This window comes from Pseudidiomarina sp. WS423 (genome assembly GCF_050750165.1).
In the GTDB taxonomy this organism is placed as follows: Bacteria; Pseudomonadota; Gammaproteobacteria; order Enterobacterales; family Alteromonadaceae; genus Pseudidiomarina; species Pseudidiomarina fusca.
The window spans coordinates 1-25,937 of record NZ_JBOJLN010000015.1 but is presented as its reverse complement, the minus strand read 5'-3'; the positions used below and the strand labels follow the sequence as shown (position 1 = coordinate 25,937).

Genomic DNA, 25,937 nt, shown 5'->3' with positions numbered 1-25,937 from the left:
AATTTTTGGAGAATCCCATTAACAACATCTATCCGATCAACGAGATCTTTCAAACCATTCAAGGTGAAGGTGTGTTCACCGGGGTACCGGCTATCTTTATTCGCCTACAAGGCTGTCCGGTTGGTTGTCCTTGGTGTGATACCCAACATACCTGGTACCAGCATCAAGAGCGGCAAGTCGCCCTGTCTGAGGTTGTAGAAAAAGCAGCTCCGAGCGATACCTGGGCGGGTGTTACGGCAGCTGCCATCGTGGCTGAATTGCAGCAGCGCGGCTATCAAGCTAAGCATGTGGTGATTACCGGCGGTGAACCTGCTATGTATGATCTACGTGAATTAGCGGCCGTACTTGAACACAATGGGTATCAACTTCAGATAGAAACAAGTGGTACTTTTGCTATTCAAACCTCTGCTGATACCTGGGTTACCGTGTCACCTAAATTAAATATGCCGGGCGGCTATTTAGTTCGTCCCGACTGTATGCAAAGAGCGAACGAGATCAAATATCCGGTTGCTATGCAAAAGCATATTGATGAGTTTGATAAACTCCTACAAGTTTGTCCACCAGCTGCTACTGCTGTCATCGCATTACAGCCAATCAGCCAGCGCCCGCGCGCCACTCAGTTGGCAATGCAAGTTTGTATTGAACGCAATTGGCGTTTATCAGTGCAAATGCACAAGTATCTTAATATTGAGTAAGCCTTAACCGCTACGAACTCTCGTTCCTGCAAACCTGCTTTTATACTCAGCATTCTTTTCACATGTAAGCGTGCATTACCAAGTCGTAATGTCACGCTCAGGAGAATGCTATGTACCATGTTATCTGTTCTAGAAAACCTGTTCGCCAGTCCAATAAACGTTTAGTCCGTGGTCAGGGCATGACCGAGTACATCATTATCGTGGCACTTATTGCGGTTGCTGCTATTGGTGTGTACTCGCTGTTAGGTGAAACTGTTCGTAGCCAAGTTGCGGGTATTGCCGCCGAGGTTTCTGGACAAAGTTCTAACGATGCCATTAATCATGCTCGTAGCAAGGCTCGCGAATCGAAAACCCTAGCACAAACCAAAGTAACATTAGGGTCTTATGATGAAACGACAGGTACTGGGGCTAACTAATGTTAGCTTCTCGTACTCGTCAACAAGGCCATGTTAGCGTGTTCATCATCCCGGTCCTAGCGGCAATATTATTATTGCTGCTAGGAGCTATTTCACAATCGGTGAAGTTGCAGCAACGATGGCATGTGCAAACGGCTGCTGACAACATGGCCATGAGTGCAGCTGTTCTTATGGCGCGTGAAATGAATTTGCAAGCCTTGATTAATCGGGCTCGTATCTCAAATCAACTATTGGCCGCACAGCTACTAGGGTTTCGTAGTTGGTTCGCAATGACTTCTAAAGTTGTCAATAAGATAGCCACGGTATTGAGATTTGTTCCTGCTCTAACACAACCGATGCATGCACTGATTCGAGTCATTAGGCAAGTTGATCAAGCTGTTGAACAGATGGTCAAACTTGGATTAATAGCACAACAATCGCTCGACAACGTCTATACGCTAACGCAAGTCGCGATTCGTGCCAGTTTTGGTCTGCTTATCCCAAGTACTTTAACTAAGATTGCCCAGCATCATGGGTTAAGTGAACAGGCCTGGCAATTACTAGGCGGAAGTGGACTCACTGATTTTCATCCAGCTTGGGCTATTTATTTACGTCCTACATCATCCAATTCGGATGATGGCAGATTAGAACAAATCATGCGAGCTAGTACCGATCCCTTCACTGAGTTTCGCTCCTACCTTTGGGCTGATATACCACTGATTAAAGTCCCTAAAAAAGGAGGGGCTGAGTTGCGAGTTGATAGCCGCGGTAAGTGGCATTGGCAGGCTTTAGACACAGTAACTTTAGAGGTTAAAGGAGTAGCAAACTACTCGTTGGGATGGGGGGCTGCCACCAAAGGCAATCGTATTACTCACATCGGTAAAGAAGATTTCGGACATAGCGGCGGCAAGGGTGCCAAGCGGCGAGGAGATGTGCATAAGAAGGCCCTTAGGACACAGCGAAAACTAGGTAACTCTGTGGGGCCGCTTCGTTATATTGACCGTAGAGATTTTGCTCCGTCGGAATGGCCAGCAGTAATAGTTAGGTTTGCTGGTGCAGTTGCTAAAGCGGGAGTCAGTTTTTCTCGGCCCAGCTCGTTGTTCCCGAGAGAAGACCGTATTCAAGAGCAAGCCAATCTGTTCAATCCTCTATGGCAAGCTGAATTACAATCCTTGACGCCACAAAACAAACTTATATTGAGCCAGGTGAATCATGTTGATGCGCAGAGCAATAGCCAAAACTAATCCCAAGGCTCTTAGGTTGTTGCAATGTCCTAGGCAGTTGGCTGGGCAAGCCTTATTTGAAAGTATGGGGTTGCTGCTGGTTGCGGCAATCATTCTTGGCAGTAGTTTGCCGCTTATCCATAGCGCCTTAAAGGATAAGCATGAAAGTGCCATGTACAGCCGTAATCAACTTTGGCAACACCAACCACAAGAGGTTGTTAATACCACGCGCAACTACCCCTTTGCAGAACGCTTGGGGAGTACTGTTGGCGTTCTGAAACAGTTAACGGCGCTTGAACTTGAGGTAAATAATCTGCGTTACTTTGATGATAGTGCGACTTCTTCGAACTTGACCTCGGCCAGCATGGATGCTGGTAATAATTCGCCCAGAACATTACCCATGGCCCTTCTAAGTGATGGTTGGAGTGTCAAAGCTACGGATGGTTTAGTTTCTGAACCACGGCGTCTAACTTTGGGGCATTATCTTGATGAGCTAGGCTTTACTACAGTTCTTAATTGGTCCGCCAAATTTCTATTGATCATGAAAGAGTTCAAATCAGACTCGCTTAAATTAGGTCATGTTGAGCCTGATGCGACTCCGTACGAGTTGGCTTGCAAGGAGAGTAGAAGAGGATGTTAACACTTACCTTACTTGCAACTGCATTTCCATTGGCACAATGGTTGCCTGAAGTCCTGACTAAAACTGCGGCCATGACGATTTGGGTGCTGCACGCACCACTGACTATTAATGCACTCGAGCAACAGATGGGCTGTGTTGATAGTGAAACCTTGGTGCAATCGGTATATACCATGCGTACTTGTCGATCTGGGCAGCAATATTTCACGATTTTTACTGACATCGCTAAACCTGATGAATTGTACTTAATGTTGGCTGAGCAGAAGGTTCAGCCATCGCCTTTGCCGCAATCGCTGTCAGGGCTTGCGAAAGTTGCTGATGCAGATATCGAGGACAATGGTCAGCGCGTGGTAAGCATCCAAGTGAATCGTTCGCGCGAACAATTAGTACGATATTTTCAGCTGCGTATGGCTCACCGAGAACCAACCGTAGAGGTGATGAACGATCACTATCTGTTGCTGAGTTTGAAGCATCCGCAAGAGCAAATAGTTCTAGCCAAAGAGGGTACAGACACCCTCGTTGTTAGCATGTCTGAAAATCACCATGATTAGTCTGCAACGCGGTCAGGCTATGGTCGAGAGCCTGTTATTGGCCATGGCACTGTTGTTAATTTTGATAGTTCCAGTAACTGAACAAGGGCAGACTCTACTTGATTTTTTGGGGCATATTGTGGCTAGCACCGCGGCTCTATTTGAATGGATTTGGGATGATTTTTTATTGCAACCGGGAGTGTCGTAAAAATGGCAAAAATCGCGCTTGGCTGGCGTGCCAAGTTAGCCGTTATGGCAATCGTAAGTGTGCTCTTAGCCTTAGCTAGTTACCAATTGGTAGAGCGCTATATTGCGGAGCAAAATCAGGTGGTTCAACAACAAGAACAGGAAGATCTGGTAGAGATTCTAGTGAGTTCTATCGACCTAGAAATTGGCTCAACCTTAGATCCTATGTCCATGGTTATTCGCAGCTATCCATCGGCCTATGTGCAGGAAGATTGGTTGCGCCCCAAAGATGCTGGATTAATTGCAGGGCTTACGACCACCAAATTTATTGAGCGTGGAGAGCCGTTAACTCCTTATGCTATCGCTCCAGATTATTCGGGCTATTTTTCGGATACTTTGGCTGCCGGGTATTATGCGATAACTGTGGGAATTTCGCCGGAACAATTGCACAGCGGGCTGTTAACTATTGGCGATAAAGTCACACTCATGAGTGTCCTTGGTGACACCGATAAGATGACGGAAGTGTTGTTACCAAAAATTGAGGTCATTGCGTTAGATAACATCAGTGAGCCGCACTTAATGATGAGCGAAGCCGGGCAGTACATGCCAAGCACAGTCACTTTTGCGATGACACAAGCACAGGCATTGCAGTTTGAACAGATGCGCGCCGGGAGTTTTGAAGTTTGGTTAGAGCATCCACAATTTGAGTATCAGCAACTAAGTAAAAAGATTGTTCCACAAGTTTTTTCATTTTCATCAAACGGCCAAGGAAGGCAGCATGAGTTTTCGTTTTAGTGTGTTTGGATTGCTCCTCTTACTAGCGTTGCCTAGCTTTGCTAACACCAGCAAAATTGAGCTACAGCCTGGTGCTATGGAAGTGCTCAAGTTGGCACAAGCCACGGATGTCATCATTGGTAATGAAGCTGTTGCCAAAGTCCGCTTAATTGGTACTACACAACTGGTGATTAATGCACAAGCTGAGGGGAGCACGGAGATTATTGTGGTCGCGGCAAACGGCAGTCATCAGCGCTATCAAATTGAAGTGAAAGCAGCACCATCACCTCGCATTGTTACGGATATCGCCTGGTTGTTGCAGCGCTTTCCTCAATTGCAATTTACTGAGCAAGCAGGGGTAGGGTTTCTGACTGGCCAACTTGATAGCGATGCTGAGGCGACCGTGACTGAATTCGCTAAACAGTATCCCAATTTAGTTAATCGGGTGAGTTACCTTCCTGAAGCCTCACTACCTATGGTCGAACTCCATGTGCGTATAGCCGAAGTAAAACGCCAGTATGCTCGTCATTTAGGAGTGCGTTGGCCGCAGCAATTAGCTGGACCCACGCTATCAAGTACGGCGGCAAGAATTATCTCTATGCCGGTTGAAATGGCTTCAAGTATCGACCTGCTGGAACGTGATGGACACGCCAAAATTCTAGCCGAACCCAAGTTAGTCGCCCGTAGCGGTGGTGAAGCAGAAGTACTTGTAGGTGGTGAGTTTCCGATACCGCAGGTCCTTGCCGATGGGCAGCAAGATGTGCAATTTCGTGAATATGGTGTGAGCCTGAAAATGGCACCTCTGGTGATGCCAAACGGCGACATTGAGACTGCCGTTCATGCTGAAATTAGCACCATCGACTCTGCCACTATGGTTAATGGTGTGCCCGGTATTCTAACCCGCAAAGTTACCTCGCAAGTGGTTGGTGAACCGGGGGCGCCGATCGTGCTATCGGGCTTAATTAATCACGAACAATCGCAGCAAGCTGATCAGTTTCCATGGTTGCATGAGGTTCCGATTCTTGGTGGGTTATTTTCGTCACAGCAGTTTCGTAACGCCGAAACCGAACTGGTGGTGATAGTTACTGCTCACATGCGTGGTGATTTACAACAACAAGAGCGGCGGATAGAGCAGTCAGCACAGTGGATTCGAGATTTTCAACAACAAGCAGGATGCATAGGACTTCATGATGGATACTATTAATGAAAAAGGCTTAGCGGATTACTTAAAAACTGCCTTGCAACGCAGTTCTATTGAGATAGAGCGGATGCCCTTTGAGCAGCTCAAAGAGCATGCACTGCATGTTTTGGAAGATCATTTGAGTATTTATTCGCGGCAGCAGCAACAACAATGGCGCTCTGCCTTACCAAGTATAGTCGATAGCTGTGTTGGCTTTGGCCCTATTTCTAAGTTGTTGGCGGATAGTAGTATTTCAGAAGTAATGGTTAATGATTATCAGACTATTTTTGTTGAACGTGGAGGGGTGCTAGAAGAGGTGGAGCACAAATTTAATTCGGAGGAAGAATTATTACGCGTAATTGATCGTATTGTGCTCCCATTGGGGCGCCGCATTGATAGTGCTCAGCCGATGGTTGATGCACGTTTACCTGATGGCTCTCGAGTCAATGCGGTGTTAGGGCCGTTAGCCATCCATGGAAGTTGTTTAACCATCCGTAAGTTTTTGGCCAAGCAATTGAGTTTAGCTGAGCTGGCGCAATCAGGATCTATCTCAGAGGCGGCAAAGGACTACCTCAAGGCAGCGGTAATAGCGCGCAAAAATATGCTTATTTCTGGTGGTACAGGTACTGGTAAAACGACCTTACTTAACTCCTTATCTATGAATATTGATGCAGGCCAACGCATTGTAACCATTGAAGATGCGGCAGAGCTTAAGCTAGCTCATCGAAATTTAATTGCGTTAGAGGCGCGTCCCGCAAATGCGGAGGGTAAAGGCCAGATAAGTATTCGTGATCTGTTAGTGAACGCGCTTCGCATGCGTCCAGATAGAATCATTATTGGTGAGTGTCGTGGAGCCGAAGCGATAGATATGCTGCAAGCGATGAACACGGGACACGAGGGATCGCTTACTACTTTGCACGCTAACAACCCGCGGGAGGCGTTGCAACGCCTTGAAGTGATGGTGCTGATGGCTGGCTTTGATATGCCTATGCAAGCGGTACGTCAACAAGTGGCATCGGCCATTGACGTGATTGTACAGATTGTACGTTCGAGCACCGGGCAACGGTTTGTTAGTGCTATTTGTGAAATTTCAGGGATGGATACTAACACTATTCAGCTAACCAAGGTCTTTGAGCGTAGCCAAGATCAGTTGCAAGCCACTGGGATTCCGTCTGAATGGTATAGCCCATGTCAGACCCTCTAGTACTTGTTAGTGTCTTAGGACTCACGCTCTTTTGCCTGGTTGTCACCTTAGCTATGGTGGTCCCTCATTATGTGAACAAATGGGGGGCACAGATAAATCAGACCACTGAGCAATCGCTGGCGGACTTTCTGATCTTTATGCCTGTTGCTCAGCTTTGGATGCGTATTCTTATGGCAAGTGTAGTGCTGTTTATGGTGGTCGCCTTAGCTGTTTCAGTGCAAGCGGCATTGATAAGTGTGGTGGTGCTTATTCTAGGGTTGCCTGCGTTGAAGAATTATTTGCTGACCAAACGCCGCAAAATTATTGATAAGCAATTACCTGATTTTATTTTACTCATTGCCAATGGCAGTGCGGCGGGTCTGAGCTTTATGGCAGCAATTGAGGCTAGTGTACTGCAGTTGCCGATCCCCCTGCGCTACGAGGTGCAATTATTGGTCCGCCGTAGTCGCACGGGTGACAGTTTGGCTGATTCATTAAATGATTTTTATCGACGTGTACCAACCGATTCTATGATGCAGTGGGTAACCACAGTACAGCTAGGATTAAAACACGGCGCCCAGCAAGTTGCGGTGATGCAGCGTTTGGCGACATCGCTACAACAACAGGCGTATGCACGTGAGCGGTTGCTGAGCCTATCAGCACAAGCGCGGTTGCAAGGTAAGGTGATGTTGTTCTTACCTATTGGATTGTTCTTTATTTTACGCAAAGTTGAGCCAGGTAATACGGCCTTGCTAACTGAAACTGGTACCGGCCAGGCCATGCTCATTGGCTGCGCTATTTTGATGTTCATCGGCAATATGATCGTCAAAAAGATCATGGGGAATCGACGTGTCGTTCGAGCTTGAACTATGGTTAGGATTAATTCTGTTAGGCGCTATTGCTGGGGCCTTAGTGGTAGGTTTAGCCTATCTGGCGCTGAGCAGTCCGCTGCTATTGCGTTGGACTCATTTACTCTTGCTGAGGTTACCGCAGTGGGCAGTTAAGTACATAGGCAAACAGGTACGATTAAGCGTACAAAGTGTCACTGCCGAGCAATGGTTGCTACTTAGATTACTCGCTGTCGTTGGGGTTTGTGTTGGCTGTACCCTACCTATTCCCACCTATGTCAAAGTAGGATTAGTACTGTTGTGTGTGTTCGCGCAGATCTATCAGTTACAACAACGCCGAGAGTATCTCCAGCAAGTCATTGAGCACTGGCCGAGTGCACTAGAAATCACCTCCATGTTGCTTCACTCGGGGCTATCTTTAAGTGCTTCGCTACATGCCTTACATGATATTCCAGGTAGCTCAGCCAGTCTCAAAGAGTTAGCAAGGATTAATCGTCAACAGCAAGCGGGGATGGGGTTAACTGATGCTTTAGATGAACTCTATGAGCGGGTGCCACACCGTTTGGTAGAATTATTTGCCAATGCTATTAAGCAGGCCAAAATTACTGGTTCTTCGTTAGCCGATACCCTGCAGAAACAAGCACAACAATGTCGTGAGCAAGAGTTATTAGCTGCCGAAAAGCGAGCCCAAGAGGTGAGTGTTAAGTTGTTGTTCCCACTTCTGACCTGCTTTTTTCCAGTTACTTTTTTGCTCATCTTAGGCCCCGTTTTTATTGGTTTTTCATTGGAGTGAAAACACATGCAACAAGGACGTTTCTATATACAACAGCGCTGCCTCTGGCGCGATGTGCGAGTTATGAAATATTTTCCCCAGCGGTTAGTGGGGATGCTCTATCTACGCGCCACCAGCCACCAGCGAGCATTTTGGTTTCCGCGCTGCAGATCTATCCATACCTGGGGCATGCGCTTCGCCATTGACATTATTGGACTAGACAGTCAGCTGCGCATCGTAGCGGTTCATCGAAATGTGCAGCCCGCGCGAGTGCTGCGTATCGCTGGGGCCGATTCGATTATTGAGTGTGGAGCCGGCAGTCCTTGGCCATTTGAGCACTGGTTGGGGCAATCACTTACGTTTGAACAGAAGGAACTCTGCTATGAATAGGATTTCAATGCTGGTGCTGGCGCTGTTACTTATGGGGTGCCAAACCACACAAAGCCGAGAATTGGAGTTGCAATTAGAGCCGGCTCTTTATGCCGCACAAACAGCCTATCGTCAGGGCGACCTGCATTTTGCTGAGGGGCTGTGGCGTCAAGTCCTTGATGCCTATCCGGAACAAGGCCAAGTATGGTGTGATATTGGTCATGTTAACTACCGCGTACATCGTTATGATGCTGCTTATGAGGCGTATCAATTTTGTTTAGCAAACAATCCCCAGCAGCCAGATATTTGGAAGAACTTAGCTGCTATCAGATTACGGCAGGCAACCGAGCTGCTGCTAGCAGGACATGCGTATTTGGGCATGCCGACCTCTTTTGGTGCTCGCAATAACCAAGCTCAGCGCTATGAATACGAGATGTTAATGCAACAGCTTTTAGCCTTGCACCGAGTAGAGTCCCCCATAGCTGAGCAGCACGATGAAAAACCATCATATTAGGGGGCTGATGTTACCTGTTATCGCCGTTCTTATGGTGCTAGCAGGTAGCGCTTATGTGTTAAAGCAACCACCGCCGCAATCATCACTAGCGCAAGTGCGTTATTGGCATGGCCAGTGGTGGCATTGGCAAGAAGCGGTTTGGGCCTATTATAACGAGCACGTGTTTTGGCCTGAAGGTCTGGATGATGTTGCGCTACATTATGGTTTGCCGATGCCAGCGCAAACGATTCAGGGCTTTCGTCAAGGTGATAGCTTTGTCGTGCGGCTGGTGGGGCTAAGTGCATCGCAGTTAGATGCATTATCGGCAGGATTAGGCGATACAGCAGAATTTATTCATGAGGATGCGATTCAAGTGACACTTATTCCACCGCAACAAGTCAGTTTCGCCGGGCAGAAGCTTTTACGTCATGGTGAGTATTTGCAGACCATTGATGTGGATATTGATATGCAGGGACATCACCTGCGCAATGTGAGTGAGATCAGGTCGCAGCAACTTGACGTGCTAACCAAGGTGAGTGGTCAGTCACTTACAACCGATACTCTTAGGGGAACTCAACTGGAAGTATTAGGGCAGCTTCATCTTGATTTTTTATACTTGGAGGATGGACGCGATTTTGCCACCGCTTATGCAACCATCAACGCTCAGTACGAGCGGCTCGCAGCTTGTTTGCAAAGTGCGAGCGGCTGTATTGATTAATCTCGGTCTGAATACTGTTCTGGGCGATCACGGTAGTCACGCGTACGACTCACTCGCTTCAGCTCTAAGTGCAAGCCAGCTTTTGCGAGTAGGTGAGCACTGATAGGTGCCGTTAAAAATAAAAATATGGCAATTAAAAGCTCATGTAGTGATAGCCCTTGTTGGCTGGCGCTGAAATAGACGATTGAACCCAAAATAACACCACCGACGCCCAGTGTGGTGTTTTTTGTTGGAGCATGTAATCGTGCCATAAAATCGGGCAAGCGAACTAATCCAACAGAACCAATGAGGCCAAAGATAGCGCCGATAAGAATTAAAGCTGAAGCTAGCCATTCAGCCCATGCTGGAAGCGTTTCCATTGTCTACCTCGTTATTCAATAATGTCGCCACGCAGCAGGAACTTCGCTGCCGCTACCGTACCAATAAAGCCCAACATGGCAATCAGCAGGGCTGCTTCAAAATAAGCCGTGGTGTGATGCCAAATCCCTAACAAAATCAAAAGCGCCAGAGAATTAATGTAGATGGTATCTAAGGCTAGAATGCGGTCGGCTAGATCTGGGCCGTGAAATAATCTCCACACGTTTAGCAATAATGCTAAACAAAAGAGCGCAAAAGCTATTTGAACAGCAATAGTTAGCATTTGAAAATCTCCTTGAGGCGCATTTCGTAGCGAGTTTTTATTTGCTGAATCATAGCTTCGTGATCAGCTACGTTGAGCGCATGAATGAGCAAGGCCCGTCCATCACGACGAATCTCGGCGGTGATGGTGCCAGGGGTCAAGCTAATGGTACTGGCGAGTACGGTAATAGGGACCTCGCCAGTTATCTCAAGTGGGTATTCAAAAAGCGCCGGCTGTATCCGTCGGCGTGGCAGCAAGATGATTGCGGCGATATTAAAATTAGAAAGAATAATGTCCACTAACAGCACTAGAAAATACTCAACGGCTTTCAGCGGCCGATGAATTTTAGTGGCAAAGTCTCGCCCTCGGTGGGTATAAAGCGGAATCAAGAGCGCAAGTACCGCACCTAAAACCACTAATCCTGATGAGATGGAGTTCTGTAATAGTAACCAAAAGACCAATAGAAATAGGGATAGTCTAGGGGCCGGAAAGATTTTATTTAACATCGCTAACTCCCGTTCCTAGTACTGCATTTTTATATGCACTGGGATGAACTAAATCGTTCGCTATAGCTTGGGTATAACTGCTAACCGGGTTGGCAAAAATCGTTAACCCAACAATAGTGGCTAGCAACAGCGTTATTGCAGTTAATTGCCCGGTCGGGTGGCGAACCTCACCAGGTTTGCCATCCAAAGTATGCCAAAACATTCTGCTACCCGCGCGTGAAAGTGCAATCATCATCAAGAAGGTACTGCCAAGTACTAACGGCCACAATAGCGCAACTTGGGCACCTGTGCGTGCGGCTTCAAGAATAAATAGCTTACCAATAAAACCTGAGAATGGCGGCATTCCTATAACGGCTATAGCCGCAATAAAGAACATCATCCCGAGCGTACCGTGCTGCGCCATCTTGCGCCCTTTCACAATACGGGAAGCGGTTTTTCCGCGCTGCTCCGCCACCACATCCGTGAGTAAAAAGAGTGCGCCAGTGATGAGGGTCGAATGCAGCATATAGAACATGACTGCGCTAATGGCTCGTTCACTGTTCATGCTGAATGTGGTGAGCATGGTACCGATAGAGATTACTACCAGATAAGCAATCACGGCACGTAGGTCGCGACTACCTAAAACTCCAATGGCACCTATGCCCAGCGTGGCTAAACCTAGCCACCAGAGCCAATCATAGCCGAGTAGGCTAGCAGCACCCGCATCGACGCCAAAGATTAGGGTAAAGACTCGGATAATTGAGTACACGCCCACTTTGGTCATAATCGCAAACAGAGCTGCAACTGCACCCGTTGTGGTGGCATAGGCTTGGGGTAGCCAAAAATAGAGCGGTAACAGAGCCGCTTTCAAGCCAAACACAACCAGTAATAACATGCCTCCAGCTCGGGCAATAGTGGCGTCATCACCAGTCAGAAGCGCAACTTTATTAGCCATATCAGCCATGTTTAGGGTACCGGTAATACCATACAGAACCCCAAGGCTAATCAGGAAAACTGCTGACCCGGCTAAATTCAACAACACATAATGTAAGGTTGCACGAAGCTTCAACTTGCCGCCACCATGCATTAATAAGGCATAACTAGAGATCAGCAGAACTTCAAAAAATACGAACAAGTTAAATAAGTCGCCCGTCAAGAATGCCCCAATGATTCCTAGTAATTGAAATTGAAACAACGCTTGAAAGTGCGAGCCTAGGTTATCTTCGCCATAGCAGGAGTAGATCAATACCGGTAACGCCAATAAATTCGTCAGTAAGATCATTAATGCTGATAATTTGTCAGCCACTAAGACAATGCCAAACGGTGCCTGCCAATTGCCTAGAGCATAGACCAGCGGCCCTTGGTCAACTGCAATTAGCAGTTGAATTGACAGTAATACGGCTAGCATCGAGGCTAGAATACCGATGGCGCGCCGATAACGCTGAGGTTGGGCTCCCCATGGCAATAATTGCAGTAACGCCGCCAGCATGGGCAGTATGATTGGCAAAATAACTAAATGAGCAGAAACAAGCATTAGCGATTGCCCTCCCCATCGTTGGGGCTAGTGTCATTTACTTCATCAGAACCCCATTCACCACGAACCCTTACCGCCAAAATAATGGAGTAGGCGGTCATTGCAAAACCTATCACTATGGCGGTTAACACCAAAGCTTGTGGAAGCGGGTCTGTGTATTGATCCGCTGCACCGATAATAGGAATTTGGTTTATCACTAAGCGTCCAGTCGAAAATAGAAATAAGTTAACCGCATAGGACAGCATGGTGATACCTATTACGATCGGAAAAGAGCGGCCACGTAAGATTAAATAGACGCTGCAAGCCGTGAGCATGCCTACGGTAATTGCATACAGTGCTTCCATTTAGTTACCCTCCTGACGTGGTCTGTGTCTGGTTGTCATTTGTCCGAAATTAGCAAGAATCATCAAGGTCGCACCGATAACAGTTAGGTAGACGCCGAGATCGAAAAGAATGGCCGTGGCGATTTCAAACTTGCCGACAACCGGCCAATCTAAGTAGGTAAACCACGAGGTGAGGAAGTTAGCACCGAAGAACCAACTGCCAATGCCGGTGAATAGGGCAATCATCACCCCAACTGAGGCTAAGGTTTGGTAATTATAATCAAATCGATGTTTTACCCAGTCCACACCATTCGCCATGTACTGCAAAATCATCGCTGCAGAAGTAATCAAACCCGCGATAAAGCCACCACCAGGTAAGTTATGACCGCGCAGGAAAATATAAGCAGATACCATCAGAGCTAAGGGTAATAAGGCTTGTGCGACTGTCTGCACTAATAAGGGATGTTTGACCCGATGCCATGGACGCCCATCAATGTCACTCGATGGCATAAAGGGCCGCAGGTTATTGAGTAGCTTGTGAATGCCAGCAGCTGCTATGGCTAACACGGTAATTTCACCGAGGGTATCAAAACCCCGGAAGTCGACCAGAATGACATTCACCACGTTAGTACCGCCGCCACCGGGTTTGGCATTAACTAAGAAGAAGTCTGAAATGGACGAGAGAGGTCGTGTCAGTAGCGCGTAATTAAGCGTACCGACAATCCCACCAATAAAGCCAGCTAATAAAACATCCCGCGCTACACGACGCCCGCTAGATGCTTTAGGCGTTTTTTGAGGCATGAAGAAGAGGGCTAAAATCATCAAAATGATACTAACCACTTCTACTACCAGTTGGGTCATAGCTAAATCAGGAGCTGAAAAGTGAATAAATACCAAGGACACCATCAAGCCTACCACCGATAACATCATCAGCGAGGTCAAGCGCATATGATGAAAGGCTGCGGTACCAATCGCTGTAAGGATGATAATGATTGCCCCCACTAAGCTTACGGAGTCAATCGGTAATTGTGCTCGGGTACCAGTTAATGCATCTATCTTAGCTAATTCTGGGATAACGAAAAGAATACAGAGTAATAGCAGTGCGGCCATGTACCTTTGCAGCGACCCAGTTTCAATTCGTTGTATCAGGCGATCCGAAAACGCAGTAACGCTACTGACGATATAGGCAAAGGTTTCTTTGGCATCGCGATGATCAAATTGTCGGTTAAAACTAAAGAGTTCAGCCCGTTGAATGTAGATTGCGGCTCCACCTACCAGTGCTAGCACACTCATGAGTAACGGTATGTTAAAACCGTGCCACAGAGCTATTTTTATGGTGAGTGGGCTCGGTGCGAGTAAATCTACTGCGGGCTGTAAAAAGTTGGGAACAAATAACATGGGTAGCAACCCAACCAACACACACAAGGCTGCTAAAATAATAACCGGTACCCGCATCATTAACGGCGGCTCGTGTGGAGTAACGGTGAGTTTTACTGGCTCACCATCAAAAAAGACGTCATGTACAAACCGAATCGAATAGGCGACTGATAACATCGCACCCAGGGTAACTAACACGGGTACAAACCAGGACAATGCGCCAAACAATTGCTGCTCATAGCTCTCCATAAACATGAGTTCTTTCGATAAAAACCCGTTAAACAGCGGTACCCCAGCCATTGCCGCGGAAGTGATTATCGCCAATACCATGGTCACCGGCATAAACTTTCTTAAGCCGCTTAGTTTACGCATGTCACGAGTGCCAGTTTCATGGTCAATGATGCCAGCAATCATAAACAGGCCGGCTTTAAAGGTGGCATGATTTAAAATATGGAATAAAGCAGCAAAAATCGCTCCGCTGGTGCCTAGTCCCAGTAGCATCGTAATTAAACCGAGATGGCTGATCGTGGAAAAAGCTAATAGCCCTTTCAAGTCCGACTTGAAGAGGGCGAAGTAGGCCCCGAACAACATGGTAGCAAGACCAGTTAAGGTAACTATGGTAAACCATTCGTGAGTACTACCTAGTACCGGGAATAAACGGGCTAGTAAAAAGATACCTGCTTTGACCATTGTTGCTGAGTGTAAGTAGGCACTCACTGGGGTTGGCGCTGCCATTGCATGCGGCAACCAAAACTGGAACGGAAACTGTGCTGATTTAGTAAAGGCCCCTAGCAACACCAAAAGTAGCGCCGGAGGGTACAGGCTATGAGCACGAATTTGATCACCAGCGGCAATCACTTGATCGAGTTCGTAACTACCGGCAATGTTGCCAATCAGTAAAATCCCGGCGAGTAACGCGAGGCCACCGCCGCCAGTAATAGCTAAGGCCATGCGTGCACCACGTCGGGCAGTGCTTTGATGCGACCAAAAGCCAATCAATAAAAACGATGAAATGCTAGTTAGCTCCCAAAATAACCAAAGTAGGATCAGGTTATTGGCTGTCACAATGCCAAGCATCGAGCCCATAAATAGCATCAGGCTGGCAAAGAATTTGGCGCTGTCATCTTTAGCGCTGAGGTAGTAATGGGCATAAATGATGATTAATAGCCCGATACCAAGGATTAGTGTCGCAAACAGTAACGAGAGGCCATCTAAACGTAAGGAAAAGTCTAAACCAATGTTTGGTAACCAGCTTAGAAAGAATGAGGGTACAGCTCCGTTCAAGGTCTGCACGGCTAATGTAGCTAGCAATACTAATGCCACAAGGGTGACTGAAGCGCTGGCTAAGCTTATGCTAGCGCGCCCACGCTCGCGCAACATTAGGGGAATCGATGCCCCAATAAACGGCAGTAAAACAATAGCTGCTAAAGTCATAAGTACCTTATCCAAGTGACTGAATTTTATCTGTCGTATTGCGTTATTGAGATTGAATTTACCACTAGAGTAGTAGCCTTGCCAACAGCTAAACTATCAGCGATGCCGCGCTTTCGGTTGTTAAATGAGTGCTTTGAACTCATAAATAAGCAGAGCTATTTTGATGAAAAAATATTCAGGATGGGTTAAACTACTCACCATTGTGAGAAAACAAAAGCCAAGTTGATGGTTTTGCTCGCACTGGTCACGCTATCTGTTAATAGCGCTTCGATCTCTTAGATGACCCGAGATCTTATCCCCATTAATTATTTCTCATATCGCACTACCATATACGAATTTTATCTGTTACAATTCGCCGCCCTTTTTATGGGGGAAAGTCTTTATTTCTCAAATTGAGAATTAAGGTACATTAGGGTAAAAACAGTGGCTCGAGAGAGTCTGTTTTATTAATCAAGCGGAGCACTGCAATGATCCAAATGCAAACTACACTGGAAGTGGCCGATAACTCGGGCGCCCGCAGCGTACAATGTATTAAGGTTCTGGGTGGCTCGCACCGCCGGTATGCAAACATTGGCGATATCATCAAAGTTTCTGTTAAAGAAGCGATTCCTCGCGGTAAAGTGAAGAAAGGTGATGTTGTGAATGCGGTGGTCGTTCGCACCAAGAAAGGCGTCCGTCGTCAAGACGGGTCAGTCATCCGTTTTGACCGCAACGCGGCTGTTTTGTTGAACAACAACAAACAACCGATTGGCACTCGTATCTTTGGACCAGTGACTCGTGAATTACGCTCTGAGCAATTCATGAAGATTATCTCTCTGGCACCAGAAGTACTGTAAGGAGTCAGTTATGGCGGCAAAAATTAAACGTGATGACGAAGTAGTAGTCCTGGCAGGTAAAGACAAAGGTAAGCGCGGTAAAGTGCTGAAAGTCGATACCGGTTCAAATCGTGTATTCGTTGAAGGCGTTAATATCGTTAAGAAACACCAGAAGCCAAATCCGGCTCTTGGCGTTGCTGGCGGCATTATTGAGCAGGAAGCCCCTGTTCACGTTTCTAACGTAGCGGTATATAACCCAGAGACTGGTAAAGCAGATCGTGTTGGTTTTAAAGTTGAAGACGGCAAAAAAGTTCGTTTCTTCAAGTCTAACAACGCAATCATTTAATTTTAAATTTGGAGTTTTACGATGGCGAAACTGCATGATTTTTACAAAGAATCAGTAGTTCCTGAACTGGTTAAACAGTTCGGCTACAACAGCGTCATGCAAGTCCCTCGGATTGAAAAAATCACACTCAATATGGGTGTGGGTGAAGCTCTGGCAGACAAAAAGATTCTCGACAACGCAGTAAGCGACCTAGAAGCTATTTCTGGTCAACGTCCTGTACGTACTGTTGCTCGTAAATCTGTCGCTGGCTTCAAAATCCGTGAAGGCTACCCGATTGGCTGTAAAGTGACTCTGCGTGGCGAGCGCATGTGGGATTTCTTAGAGCGTTTAATCTCTATTGCAATTCCTCGTGTTCGTGATTTCCGTGGTTTGAACCCGAAATCTTTCGATGGTCGTGGAAATTACAGTATGGGCGTACGTGAACAAATCATTTTCCCTGAAATCGACTTTGATAAAGTTGATAAGGTTCGTGGTTTGGATATCACTATCACCACTACTGCAGGCACTGATGACGAAGCTCGCGCTTTGCTCGCTGCCTTTAACTTCCCGTTCAAGAAGTAAGGTGTAGAGTTATGGCAAAAGAGTCAATGAAAATGCGTGAGCTGAAGCGTCAAAAGCTAGCAGCTAAATACGCAGAAAAACGCATCGCACTTAAACATGTGATCAGCGATCCGGCGACGTCGGACGAAGAGCGTTGGGAAGCCGTGCTTAAATTGCAAAGCCTTCCTCGTGATTCGAGCCCAACCCGTCAGCGTAACCGCTGTCGCGTAACGGGCCGCCCACACGGTTTCCTACGTAAATTCGGCATGAGCCGTATTAAAGTACGTGAGAAAGCGATGCGCGGTGAAATTCCTGGCTTGAAAAAAGCTAGCTGGTAAGCCACGAGTCACGGGAGAAAGCAAATATGAGCATGCAAGATCCAATTGCGGATATGTTCACTCGCATCCGCAACGCTCAGGGTGCTAACAAAGTCGCCGTGCGCATGCCTGCTTCTAAACAGAAAGTGGCTATTGCCCAAGTTCTGAAAGAAGAAGGTTATATCGCGGATTTCAATGTATCTGGTGAAGTTAAGACTGAACTAGAAATTACTTTGAAGTACTTTGAAGGTAAGCCTGTTATCGAATCAATCGAGCGCGTAAGTCGCCCTGGTTTGCGTATCTATAAGAAACGCAACGAACTACCTAAAGTAATGGGTGGTTTAGGTGTCGCAGTAGTCTCTACTTCTAAAGGCCTGATGACCGACCGTGCCGCTCGCAAAGCGGGTCTTGGCGGTGAAGTTATCGGTTACGTAGCTTAACGAGGAGTTAGGAAATGTCACGAGTTGCTAAAGCACCTATTGCCATTCCTGCTGGCGTTGAAGTTACGCTAAATGGCCAGGAAGTGACAATTAAAGGTGCCAAAGGCTCATTGAGCCGTGTGGTAAACGACGCAGTTGAAGTTGTTGTTGAAGACAACACTTTACGTACTATTGCTCGTGAAGGCGTAGCTAACGCTACTGCACAAGCGGGTACAGCACGCGCGTTACTGCAAAACATGGTGGTTGGTGTTGCGCAAGGTTTTGAGCGTAAGTTACAGTTGGTAGGTGTTGGTTACCGTGCAAATACTGCCGGTAGCAAACTTAACTTATCTCTGGGCTTCTCTCATCCTGTAGAGTTCGAGATTCCACAAGGAATCACCATCGAAGTCCCAGCACAAACTGAGATAGTCGTTAAAGGTGTAGACAAGCAGTTAGTTGGTCAAGTAGCAGCTAACATTCGCGCATACCGTAAGCCTGAGCCATACAAAGGTAAAGGTGTTCGTTATGCCGATGAGCAAGTGCGCCGTAAAGAAGCCAAGAAAAAGTAAGGTAAAACGATGGACAAGAAAACAGCTCGCTTACGTCGCGCAACGCGCCCTCGTAAGAAAATGCAAGAGTTGGGTGCAAACCGCCTGGTCGTTCACCGTACACCACGGCACATTTACGCTCAGCTAATCGCATCGAACGGTTCTGAAGTACTGGCAGCAGCCTCTACTGTTGAAAAAGCTTTACGTGACGAGTTGAAAGCAACTGGTAACGTAGATGCAGCTAAAGCAGTGGGTAAGCTGATCGCTGAACGGGCGATTGAAAAAGGCGTTAAGAACGTCGCTTTTGATCGCAGTGGTTTCCGTTATCACGGTCGTGTAGCAGCATTAGCTGACGCCGCTCGTGAAGCTGGACTTCAGTTCTAGGAGACGAACATGGCAAATGCAAATGTAGAAGCTCAACAAAGTGACCTGCAAGAAAAGCTGATCACAGTAAACCGTGTAGCTAAAGTTGTTAAAGGTGGTCGTATCTTTAGCTTTACTGCACTGACTGTGGTTGGTGATGGTCAAGGTAAAGTGGGTTTCGGTTATGGTAAAGCACGTGAAGTTCCAGCTGCTATTCAAAAGGCAATGGAAAAAGCGCGCCGCAACATGGTAACCGTGCAGTTGAAAGGTGATACCTTACAACACCCAGTTAAAGGCCGTCATTCAGGTTCACAAGTATTTATGCAACCAGCTTCTGAAGGTACAGGTATCATTGCCGGTGGTGCAATGCGTGCGGTACTCGAAGTAGCCGGTGTACACAACGTGCTTTCAAAAGCATACGGTTCAACCAACCCAATCAACGTTGTTCGTGCCACTATCAAGGCATTGCACAACATGAAATCGCCGGAGCAAGTTGCGGCGAAGCGTGGATTGCGCGTTGACGACATTTTGGGGTAGTGAACAATGGCGAATAAGACAATTAAAGTAACGCAGACGCGTAGCTCTATCGGTCGTTTACCGAAGCATAAAGCTACTCTACGTGGTCTTGGTCTACGCCGTATTGGTCACACTGTAGAGCTGGAAGATACTCCAGCTGTACGTGGCATGGTGAACCAAGTTTATTACATGGTAAAGGTGGAGGACTAAGACATGTTTCTGAATACTATCTCCCCTGCACCTGGTGCGAAAACTAGCAAGAAGCGTCTCGGCCGTGGTATCGGCTCAGGCCTTGGTAAAACTGGTGGACGTGGTCATAAAGGTCAAACTTCTCGTTCTGGTGGCTCTATCAAGCCAGGTTTCGAGGGTGGCCAAATGCCAATCCAACGTCGTTTGCCAAAGTTTGGTTTTACTTCACGTAAGTCATTCGTGACTGCAGAAGTTAACCTGGCAGAGATCGCTAAAGTTGCTGGTGATACCGTAACTGTTGCAGCTTTAAAAGAAGCTGGTTTAATTCGTAAAGACATTCTTAACGTTAAAGTTATTAAGTCTGGCGAAATAAACCGTGCAGTTACTGTACAAGGCATCAAGGTCACCAAAGGCGCCCGCGAAGCTATTGAAGCTGCTGGCGGCAAAATCGAAGGATAGGGCACATGGCTAAACCAGGATTGGAATCTAACAGAGCTCAAGGTGGCACGTCGGAACTTAAACGTCGACTGCTGTTTGTTATCGGCGCGTTAATCGTGTTCCGTGCGGGCTCCTTCGTGCCGATTCCTGGTATAGATGCCGCTGTGTTGGCGCAATTATTCGATCAGCAACGAGACACCATCGTAGCCATGTTTAACATGTTCTCTGGTGGTGCTCTCGAGCGTGCTTCGATTTTTGCACTTGGTATTATGCCGTACATCTCGGCTTCGATTATCATGCAGTTAGCGTCGGTTATTCATCCGCGGTTAGCTGAATTGAAAAAAGAAGGTGAGGCTGGACGGCGTAAGATCAGCCAATATACCCGTTGGGGAACTTTAATTCTCGCAACGGTCCAATCCATTGGTATAGCTACAGGCTTACCAAGCCTGATGCCTGGATTAGTTATTGATCCAAGTTTCGGGTTTTACTTCACTGCTGTAGTAAGTTTAGTCACCGGTACCATGTTCTTAATGTGGTTAGGTGAGCAAATTACTGAGCGTGGGATTGGTAACGGTATCTCTATTCTGATCTTCACCGGTATTGTCGCGGGCCTACCGTCAGCCATTGGGCAGACGGCAGAACAAGCGCGTCAAGGTGATTTACCTTTATTACTGTTATTGCTGATTGGCGTTATTGTAGTTGCAGTTACCTATTTTGTTGTTTTCGTAGAGCGCGGACAGCGAAGAATTGTGGTAAACTACGCAAAACGTCAGCAAGGCCGTAAGGTTTTTGCTGCGCAGAGTACACATTTGCCATTGAAAGTTAACATGGCTGGTGTTATTCCGCCGATTTTTGCATCAAGCATTATTTTGTTCCCAGGTACCATCGCAACTTGGTTTGGCCAAGGTGAAGGTGCGGTAGCAAACTTCTTAACAGAGTTGTCTCTGACGTTATCGCCAGGTCAGCCTCTTTACGTAATGCTTTATGCTGCGGCAATTATATTCTTCTGTTTCTTCTATACTGCGTTGGTGTTCAACCCTCGCGAGACAGCAGATAACTTGAAGAAGTCTGGTGCGTTCATTCCTGGTATTCGTCCAGGTGAGCAAACCTCACGATACATTGATAAAGTAATGACCCGTTTGACCCTTGCAGGTGCGTTGTACATTACCTTTGTCTGTTTGGTTCCTGAGTTCATGATGATTGCGTGGAACGTTCAATTCTATTTTGGTGGAACGTCTCTATTGATTATCGTCGTGGTTATCATGGATTTTATGGCGCAGGTACAAACTCATTTGATGTCTCATCAATATGATTCTGTCCTGAAGAAAGCTAATCTTAAAGGCTTCGGTCGTTAAGATTGGATAATTACGGAGTGTAGCAATGAAAGTTCGTGCTTCCGTGAAGAAAATCTGCCGTAACTGTAAAGTTATCAAGCGCAACGGTGTTGTGCGAGTAATTTGCAGTGACCCTAAGCATAAGCAGCGGCAAGGTTAATTCGAAGAAGAAGACCGCAGTCAAAAATTATTTTTGGCTGCGGCTTTTAGATGTTTGCAAATTGGCGTCTGGTTGAGTATCCTAACGGGCTTTTCAACTGGTAAGACCCATATAAACTAAAGGAGACGTGTTAGTGGCCCGTATCGCTGGCATTAACGTTCCTGACAATAAGCATGCAGTAATTGCCCTTACTGCGATTTACGGTATCGGCCGTACTCGCTCGAAAGCTATCTTGGCTTCGATCGGTATGGAAGAAAATGCCAAAATCGGCTCTTTGTCAGAAGAAAAATTAGATGAGCTTCGTGACGCAGTAGCAAAATACACTGTTGAAGGCGATCTTCGCCGTGAAGTTTCAATGAATATCAAACGCTTGATGGATCTCGGTTGTTTCCGTGGTCTACGTCATCGTCGTGGCTTGCCTCTACGTGGACAGCGCACTAAAACTAATGCGCGCACCCGTAAAGGTCCGCGTAAACCAATTAAGAAGTAGGGAGTTGAGAAATGGCTAAACAACCAACTCGTACTCGTAAGCGCGTTAAAAAACAAGTCGCTGATGGCATGGCCCACATCCATGCATCTTTCAATAACACCATTGTGACTATCACCGATCGTCAGGGTAATGCCCTGTCATGGGCGACAGCAGGTGGCTCAGGTTTCCGTGGTTCACGTAAATCTACCCCTTTTGCAGCGCAAGTTGCAGCTGAGCGTGCAGGTGAAATGGCAAAGGAATATGGTTTGAAAAACCTTGAAGTGTTCGTTAAGGGCCCAGGTCCTGGCCGCGAATCATCGATTCGTGCGTTGAACGCTGTAGGTTATCGCATCACTAATATTACTGATGTGACTCCTATTCCTCACAACGGTTGTCGTCCGCCTAAGAAACGTCGCGTTTAATAGGCGCCATACGATAGTTGGAGAAAGAACATGGCTAGATATTTGGGTCCAAAACTCAAACTGAGTCGTCGTGAAGGAACAGATTTGTTCCTGAAAAGCGGCGTTCGCGCAATCGATACGAAATGTAAGCTCGAAAGCGCACCGGGTCAGCACGGCGCTCGTCGCGGTCGTTTGTCTGATTACGGTTTACAGTTACGTGAAAAGCAAAAAGTACGTCGTATGTACGGTGTATTAGAAAAGCAATTCCGTAACTATTACAAAGAAGCTGCCCGTATTAAGGGCAACACTGGTGAGAACCTGCTGCAATTGCTTGAGCAACGCCTTGATAACGTGGTGTACCGTATGGGCTTCGCGTCAACTCGTGCTGAAGCGCGCCAGTTGGTAAGCCATAAAGCAGTAGTAGTGAACGGACAGGTAGTCAACATTCCGTCGTTTAAAGTACGTCCGGAAGATGTTGTGTCAGTTCGCGAAAAAGCGAAGAAGCAGGCGCGCATCGCAGCTGCATTGGAACTTGCTGAACAACGTGAGAAGCCAGTGTGGTTGGAAGTAGACAACAGCAAATTGGAAGGTCAGTTCAAACGTCTTCCAGAGCGTTCTGATTTGTCTGCTGAAATTAACGAACAGTTGATCGTAGAGCTTTACTCTAAGTAAAGCTTAAGTATAAAGAGAGGACACAATGCAGGGTTCTGTTACCGAATTCCTAAAACCAAGGCTAGTCGATATTGAACAAATCAGCCCGACTCACGCGAAGGTGACGTTGGAGCCTCTTGAGCGTGGTTTCGGCCACACGCTGGGTAATGCTCTACGCCGCATTTTACTTTCGTCAATGCCAGGTTGTGCAGTGACTGAAGTAGAAATTGCTGGTGTACAACATGAGTACAGTGCTAAAGAGGGCGTTCAGGAAGACATCATCGAGATCTTGTTGAACCTTAAAGGTTTAGCAATCGTCATGGAAAGTAAAGATGAAGCGATTCTGACCTTGAAAAAATCTGGAGCGGGCCCTGTCAAGGCTGGTGATATCACCCATGATGGTGATGTCCAGATCGTTAACCCTGATCACCTGATCTGCACCTTAACTGGTGACACTGAGATCGAAATGTCGATCAAAGTTGAGCGTGGTCGTGGTTACGTTCCAGCTTCGGCACGTCAGTCTGCTGACGATGAAGAGCGTCCAATCGGTCGTCTATTAGTAGATGCATCTTTCAGTCCAGTTGAACGTATTGCTTACAGTGTTGATTCAGCACGTGTTGAGCAGCGTACCGACTTGGATAAACTGGTTATCGACATGGAAACCAATGGTACATTGGATCCAGAAGAAGCGATTCGTCGTGCAGCAACAATTCTAGCGCAACAGCTAGAAGCATTTGTTGAATTACGCGATGTTAGCGAGCCTGTTGAGAAAGAAGAGAAACCGGAATTCGATCCGATTCTCCTACGTCCAGTAGACGATTTGGAATTAACTGTGCGTTCTGCGAACTGTTTAAAAGCAGAAGCTATTCAGTACATTGGTGACTTAGTGCAGCGCACCGAAGTTGAGTTGTTGAAAACTCCTAACTTGGGTAAAAAATCGCTCACCGAGATCAAAGACGTGCTTGCATCACGTGGTTTGTCTTTAGGCATGCGCCTAGAGAACTGGCCGCCGGCAAGCTTGGTTGATCGCGACTAAGTTCATCTTTTACAGAGAATTACTGAGAAGGGTATAGGTATGCGCCATCGTAAGAGTGGTCGTCAACTCAACCGCAACAGCAGCCATCGCAAAGCGATGTTCAGCAATATGGCAAGCTCTTTGGTTCGTCACGAAGTGATTAAAACCACTTTGCCTAAAGCAAAAGAATTGCGTCGTGTAATTGAGCCGCTAATCACATTAGCGAAGCAAGATAGCGTTGCAAATCGCCGTTTGGCTTTTGCTCGCACTCGCGATCAAGAAGTTGTTGGCAAGCTGTTTAACGAATTAGGCCCGCGTTATCAAGAACGCGCTGGTGGTTACACTCGTATTTTGAAGTGTGGCTTCCGCGCTGGCGACAACGCACCAATGGCTTACGTTGAATTAGTTGACCGTCCAGAAGTAGATGCTACTGAAGCTGAAGAAGTTGCAGTAGAAGAATAAGTTCTGTTTATACAGCACTTAAACAAAAAGCCGAGATGTTATGCATCTCGGCTTTTTCGTATTTTATGGTTTGCTTTTTGCTAAGGTTATTTCCGAAAAAACACTAAAGTTAACGGTTAATCGAGATACTCGGTTTCTGCGATGTTGTATCTGGTAGCAATCAATTCGAGATCTCCTTGCGGAATACCTGCACGGTGTGCAGATCTTAATAAAGCTACTGCCCGTGCTCGTTCCTGGCTCTCGCTGTAATCAGTTACTTCTTCTTGAGCTGAATCACCAGCAATAAGGTCAGCTACGGTTTGGCTTAGATACTGAGTTAAGGTAGGTACTGCATCTAATAATGAACGCAGTACTAATTCAAAGCGGGTCAGGTCTTCTACATTGGTACCACGGAGAATAGTATCAGCGGTAGCAGGCTCGACCAAAACAGCAACTTTAACGAGTTCGTGAATCGCGCTAGGGGAGTTATCGCTCGCTAAGTTAACAATAGTGTCCGCATAACTTGGCTCGGCCTCGACTGCAATTTTTACGATATCAGCGGGATCAGCTATTTGTTGTTGCAGCGCAATACTAACGATTTCACTAGTGAAGGCTGGTTCGGCATGAATTGCAGCGCGCATGATGTGCCGGTAATGCATAGGATAACGGTCGAACGCAGCTGCCAAGATAGGAGTTACATGTTGCGGGTAATTGCTTAATAATATTCGAACCGAACGTTGGGAGTTAAAATTGCGGCGTTCATAGTAGCGATACATTCTTGAGTAAGTTTCTACCAACCGTTGTTGATCTAGATCTTTACCAGCAACTAATTGCTGTTCGGTTGGTTTGATCTCCTGTGCCACAGTCGGATGAACTGTAGCAGCAAGCATCAAACTCGTTAATGCTATAGATAGGCAACTAACTTTCACGCACACACCCCGTTGTTATTGGTACTTAATGTAAGTACTGAATATTATTGTTTTTATGCTTATGCAAAGACATTAGCACTGTTTATAGACAATAAATAGATAAAATTCGTTCATTGTGATTAAAAAAAAAGCGATCAAACAAAAAAGTGAAAAAAGATCTTGCGCCTTTGAATATGATCCTTATAATTCGCCGCCGTTGTCACCGAGAAGTTAGCGGCAGGGTTAAACCGCCAAATAACGAGTAGGAAATCAACCAAGGTTCAACTCAGTA

38 protein-coding genes are annotated in these 25,937 nt (G+C 46.6%); 31 read left to right on the top strand and 7 right to left on the bottom strand.

Annotation, left to right across the window (positions count from 1 at the left end; translation table 11 throughout):
• The first annotated feature begins 5 nt into the window (after positions 1 to 5).
• The 14 genes from queE to ACQ661_RS10685 all read left to right on the top strand — a co-directional run bounded on the left by queE (position 6) and on the right by ACQ661_RS10685 (position 10,003).
• Positions 6 to 695: a 7-carboxy-7-deazaguanine synthase QueE gene (gene queE / locus ACQ661_RS10750; RefSeq protein ID WP_431668309.1), complete on the top strand. Its 690-nt coding sequence runs from the start codon at positions 6 to 8 to the stop codon at positions 693 to 695.
• 110 nt (positions 696 to 805) lie between these two features.
• Positions 806 to 1,111: a Flp family type IVb pilin gene (locus ACQ661_RS10745; protein ID WP_313933309.1), complete on the top strand. Its 306-nt coding sequence runs from the start codon at positions 806 to 808 to the stop codon at positions 1,109 to 1,111.
• Positions 1,111 to 2,334: a hypothetical protein gene (locus ACQ661_RS10740; protein ID WP_431668308.1), complete on the top strand. Its 1,224-nt coding sequence runs from the start codon at positions 1,111 to 1,113 to the stop codon at positions 2,332 to 2,334. The genes ACQ661_RS10745 and ACQ661_RS10740 overlap by 1 nt, the downstream gene beginning before the upstream one ends.
• A complete protein-coding gene (locus ACQ661_RS10735; protein ID WP_431668307.1) occupies positions 2,303 to 2,953 on the top strand; it encodes a hypothetical protein in 651 nt (216 codons plus the stop codon). Before ACQ661_RS10740 ends, ACQ661_RS10735 begins: the two co-directional genes overlap by 32 nt.
• On the top strand, positions 2,947 to 3,501 hold the full coding sequence (locus ACQ661_RS10730; protein ID WP_153826354.1) for a hypothetical protein: 555 nt from the start codon (positions 2,947 to 2,949) through the stop codon (positions 3,499 to 3,501). The genes ACQ661_RS10735 and ACQ661_RS10730 overlap by 7 nt, the downstream gene beginning before the upstream one ends.
• On the top strand, positions 3,494 to 3,688 hold the full coding sequence (locus ACQ661_RS10725) for a hypothetical protein (RefSeq protein ID WP_153826355.1): 195 nt from the start codon (positions 3,494 to 3,496) through the stop codon (positions 3,686 to 3,688). The genes ACQ661_RS10730 and ACQ661_RS10725 overlap by 8 nt, the downstream gene beginning before the upstream one ends.
• Positions 3,689 to 3,690: 2 nt before the next feature.
• A complete protein-coding gene (gene cpaB, locus ACQ661_RS10720) occupies positions 3,691 to 4,461 on the top strand; it encodes a Flp pilus assembly protein CpaB (protein WP_110076581.1) in 771 nt (256 codons plus the stop codon).
• Positions 4,445 to 5,644, top strand: a complete 1,200-nt coding sequence (locus tag ACQ661_RS10715; RefSeq protein WP_153826356.1) for a type II and III secretion system protein family protein — start codon at positions 4,445 to 4,447, stop codon at positions 5,642 to 5,644. Before cpaB ends, ACQ661_RS10715 begins: the two co-directional genes overlap by 17 nt.
• On the top strand, positions 5,628 to 6,824 hold the full coding sequence (locus tag ACQ661_RS10710) for a CpaF family protein (RefSeq protein WP_153826357.1): 1,197 nt from the start codon (positions 5,628 to 5,630) through the stop codon (positions 6,822 to 6,824). The genes ACQ661_RS10715 and ACQ661_RS10710 overlap by 17 nt, the downstream gene beginning before the upstream one ends.
• Entirely contained in the window at positions 6,809 to 7,669 is an 861-nt protein-coding gene (locus ACQ661_RS10705; protein WP_153826358.1) for a type II secretion system F family protein, read from the top strand. The genes ACQ661_RS10710 and ACQ661_RS10705 overlap by 16 nt, the downstream gene beginning before the upstream one ends.
• Complete coding sequence (locus ACQ661_RS10700; protein ID WP_110076585.1) at positions 7,653 to 8,444, top strand: type II secretion system F family protein; 792 nt, start codon at positions 7,653 to 7,655, stop codon at positions 8,442 to 8,444. The genes ACQ661_RS10705 and ACQ661_RS10700 overlap by 17 nt, the downstream gene beginning before the upstream one ends.
• A 6-nt stretch (positions 8,445 to 8,450) precedes the next feature.
• Entirely contained in the window at positions 8,451 to 8,813 is a 363-nt protein-coding gene (locus ACQ661_RS10695; protein WP_153826359.1) for a DUF192 domain-containing protein, read from the top strand.
• Complete coding sequence (locus tag ACQ661_RS10690; protein WP_110076587.1) at positions 8,806 to 9,306, top strand: hypothetical protein; 501 nt, start codon at positions 8,806 to 8,808, stop codon at positions 9,304 to 9,306. Before ACQ661_RS10695 ends, ACQ661_RS10690 begins: the two co-directional genes overlap by 8 nt.
• 7 nt (positions 9,307 to 9,313) lie before the next feature.
• Complete coding sequence (locus tag ACQ661_RS10685) at positions 9,314 to 10,003, top strand: hypothetical protein (RefSeq protein ID WP_153826360.1); 690 nt, start codon at positions 9,314 to 9,316, stop codon at positions 10,001 to 10,003.
• On the opposite strand, the gene ACQ661_RS10680 is transcribed toward ACQ661_RS10685, so the two are convergent.
• Genes ACQ661_RS10680 through ACQ661_RS10655 form a run of 6 tightly spaced genes read right to left on the bottom strand, consistent with a single transcriptional unit; the run spans position 10,000 to position 15,775 of the window.
• Complete coding sequence (locus ACQ661_RS10680) at positions 10,000 to 10,362, bottom strand: Na+/H+ antiporter subunit G (RefSeq protein ID WP_110076589.1); 363 nt, start codon at positions 10,360 to 10,362, stop codon at positions 10,000 to 10,002. The genes ACQ661_RS10685 and ACQ661_RS10680 overlap by 4 nt on opposite strands.
• 11 nt (positions 10,363 to 10,373) lie before the next feature.
• Entirely contained in the window at positions 10,374 to 10,643 is a 270-nt protein-coding gene (locus ACQ661_RS10675) for a K+/H+ antiporter subunit F (RefSeq protein WP_110076590.1), read from the bottom strand.
• Positions 10,637 to 11,128: a Na+/H+ antiporter subunit E gene (locus ACQ661_RS10670; RefSeq protein WP_153826361.1), complete on the bottom strand. Its 492-nt coding sequence runs from the start codon at positions 11,126 to 11,128 to the stop codon at positions 10,637 to 10,639. The genes ACQ661_RS10675 and ACQ661_RS10670 overlap by 7 nt, the downstream gene beginning before the upstream one ends.
• Positions 11,118 to 12,641, bottom strand: coding sequence for a monovalent cation/H+ antiporter subunit D (locus ACQ661_RS10665; RefSeq protein WP_110076592.1), 1,524 nt, complete (start codon positions 12,639 to 12,641; stop codon positions 11,118 to 11,120). The genes ACQ661_RS10670 and ACQ661_RS10665 overlap by 11 nt, the downstream gene beginning before the upstream one ends.
• Entirely contained in the window at positions 12,641 to 12,985 is a 345-nt protein-coding gene (locus tag ACQ661_RS10660) for a Na+/H+ antiporter subunit C (RefSeq protein ID WP_110076593.1), read from the bottom strand. Before ACQ661_RS10660 ends, ACQ661_RS10665 begins: the two co-directional genes overlap by 1 nt.
• Positions 12,986 to 15,775, bottom strand: coding sequence for a monovalent cation/H+ antiporter subunit A (locus tag ACQ661_RS10655; RefSeq protein WP_431668306.1), 2,790 nt, complete (start codon positions 15,773 to 15,775; stop codon positions 12,986 to 12,988).
• A 467-nt stretch (positions 15,776 to 16,242) separates the two neighbouring features.
• Between ACQ661_RS10655 and rplN the strand changes: the two genes are divergently transcribed.
• The 17 genes from rplN to rplQ all read left to right on the top strand — a co-directional run bounded on the left by rplN (position 16,243) and on the right by rplQ (position 24,758).
• Positions 16,243 to 16,611 carry a 50S ribosomal protein L14 gene (rplN, locus tag ACQ661_RS10650; protein ID WP_092593899.1) on the top strand — a complete coding sequence of 123 codons (369 nt, stop codon included), beginning with the start codon at positions 16,243 to 16,245 and terminating at the stop codon, positions 16,609 to 16,611.
• 10 nt (positions 16,612 to 16,621) lie between these two features.
• Positions 16,622 to 16,936, top strand: a complete 315-nt coding sequence (gene rplX, locus ACQ661_RS10645; RefSeq protein ID WP_110076595.1) for a 50S ribosomal protein L24 — start codon at positions 16,622 to 16,624, stop codon at positions 16,934 to 16,936.
• Between the two features lie 21 nt (positions 16,937 to 16,957).
• The gene (gene rplE, locus ACQ661_RS10640; protein WP_153826363.1) at positions 16,958 to 17,497 is read left to right on the top strand and encodes a 50S ribosomal protein L5; all 540 of its coding nucleotides are present in this window, start codon (positions 16,958 to 16,960) and stop codon (positions 17,495 to 17,497) included.
• A gap of 11 nt (positions 17,498 to 17,508) precedes the next feature.
• On the top strand, positions 17,509 to 17,814 hold the full coding sequence (rpsN, locus tag ACQ661_RS10635) for a 30S ribosomal protein S14 (protein ID WP_110076597.1): 306 nt from the start codon (positions 17,509 to 17,511) through the stop codon (positions 17,812 to 17,814).
• A 26-nt stretch (positions 17,815 to 17,840) separates the two neighbouring features.
• Positions 17,841 to 18,233: a 30S ribosomal protein S8 gene (gene rpsH, locus ACQ661_RS10630; RefSeq protein WP_110076598.1), complete on the top strand. Its 393-nt coding sequence runs from the start codon at positions 17,841 to 17,843 to the stop codon at positions 18,231 to 18,233.
• A gap of 14 nt (positions 18,234 to 18,247) precedes the next feature.
• Entirely contained in the window at positions 18,248 to 18,781 is a 534-nt protein-coding gene (gene rplF / locus ACQ661_RS10625; RefSeq protein ID WP_110076599.1) for a 50S ribosomal protein L6, read from the top strand.
• Between the two features lie 9 nt (positions 18,782 to 18,790).
• The gene (gene rplR, locus ACQ661_RS10620; RefSeq protein WP_110076600.1) at positions 18,791 to 19,144 is read left to right on the top strand and encodes a 50S ribosomal protein L18; all 354 of its coding nucleotides are present in this window, start codon (positions 18,791 to 18,793) and stop codon (positions 19,142 to 19,144) included.
• Positions 19,145 to 19,153: 9 nt separating this feature from the next.
• Complete coding sequence (gene rpsE, locus ACQ661_RS10615) at positions 19,154 to 19,660, top strand: 30S ribosomal protein S5 (RefSeq protein WP_110076601.1); 507 nt, start codon at positions 19,154 to 19,156, stop codon at positions 19,658 to 19,660.
• A gap of 6 nt (positions 19,661 to 19,666) precedes the next feature.
• Entirely contained in the window at positions 19,667 to 19,849 is a 183-nt protein-coding gene (rpmD, locus tag ACQ661_RS10610) for a 50S ribosomal protein L30 (protein ID WP_110076602.1), read from the top strand.
• Positions 19,850 to 19,852: 3 nt separating this feature from the next.
• Positions 19,853 to 20,287: a 50S ribosomal protein L15 gene (rplO, locus tag ACQ661_RS10605; RefSeq protein ID WP_110076603.1), complete on the top strand. Its 435-nt coding sequence runs from the start codon at positions 19,853 to 19,855 to the stop codon at positions 20,285 to 20,287.
• 5 nt (positions 20,288 to 20,292) lie between these two features.
• The gene (secY, locus tag ACQ661_RS10600) at positions 20,293 to 21,621 is read left to right on the top strand and encodes a preprotein translocase subunit SecY (RefSeq protein ID WP_153826364.1); all 1,329 of its coding nucleotides are present in this window, start codon (positions 20,293 to 20,295) and stop codon (positions 21,619 to 21,621) included.
• A 25-nt stretch (positions 21,622 to 21,646) separates the two neighbouring features.
• Positions 21,647 to 21,760 (top strand): 50S ribosomal protein L36, encoded by a 114-nt coding sequence (rpmJ, locus tag ACQ661_RS10595; RefSeq protein ID WP_055439830.1) that lies wholly within the window; start codon positions 21,647 to 21,649, stop codon positions 21,758 to 21,760.
• Positions 21,761 to 21,893: 133 nt separating this feature from the next.
• Positions 21,894 to 22,250 carry a 30S ribosomal protein S13 gene (rpsM, locus tag ACQ661_RS10590; protein WP_110076605.1) on the top strand — a complete coding sequence of 119 codons (357 nt, stop codon included), beginning with the start codon at positions 21,894 to 21,896 and terminating at the stop codon, positions 22,248 to 22,250.
• Between the two features lie 11 nt (positions 22,251 to 22,261).
• Positions 22,262 to 22,651, top strand: a complete 390-nt coding sequence (gene rpsK / locus ACQ661_RS10585) for a 30S ribosomal protein S11 (RefSeq protein ID WP_026861007.1) — start codon at positions 22,262 to 22,264, stop codon at positions 22,649 to 22,651.
• A gap of 30 nt (positions 22,652 to 22,681) precedes the next feature.
• Entirely contained in the window at positions 22,682 to 23,302 is a 621-nt protein-coding gene (gene rpsD / locus ACQ661_RS10580; RefSeq protein ID WP_110076606.1) for a 30S ribosomal protein S4, read from the top strand.
• Between the two features lie 25 nt (positions 23,303 to 23,327).
• Complete coding sequence (locus ACQ661_RS10575; RefSeq protein WP_110076607.1) at positions 23,328 to 24,317, top strand: DNA-directed RNA polymerase subunit alpha; 990 nt, start codon at positions 23,328 to 23,330, stop codon at positions 24,315 to 24,317.
• Positions 24,318 to 24,356: 39 nt separating this feature from the next.
• Positions 24,357 to 24,758 carry a 50S ribosomal protein L17 gene (gene rplQ, locus ACQ661_RS10570; RefSeq protein WP_110076608.1) on the top strand — a complete coding sequence of 134 codons (402 nt, stop codon included), beginning with the start codon at positions 24,357 to 24,359 and terminating at the stop codon, positions 24,756 to 24,758.
• A 116-nt stretch (positions 24,759 to 24,874) separates the two neighbouring features.
• On the opposite strand, the gene ACQ661_RS10565 is transcribed toward rplQ, so the two are convergent.
• Entirely contained in the window at positions 24,875 to 25,627 is a 753-nt protein-coding gene (locus tag ACQ661_RS10565) for a hypothetical protein (protein ID WP_431668305.1), read from the bottom strand.
• Between the last annotated feature and the right edge of the window lie 310 nt (positions 25,628 to 25,937).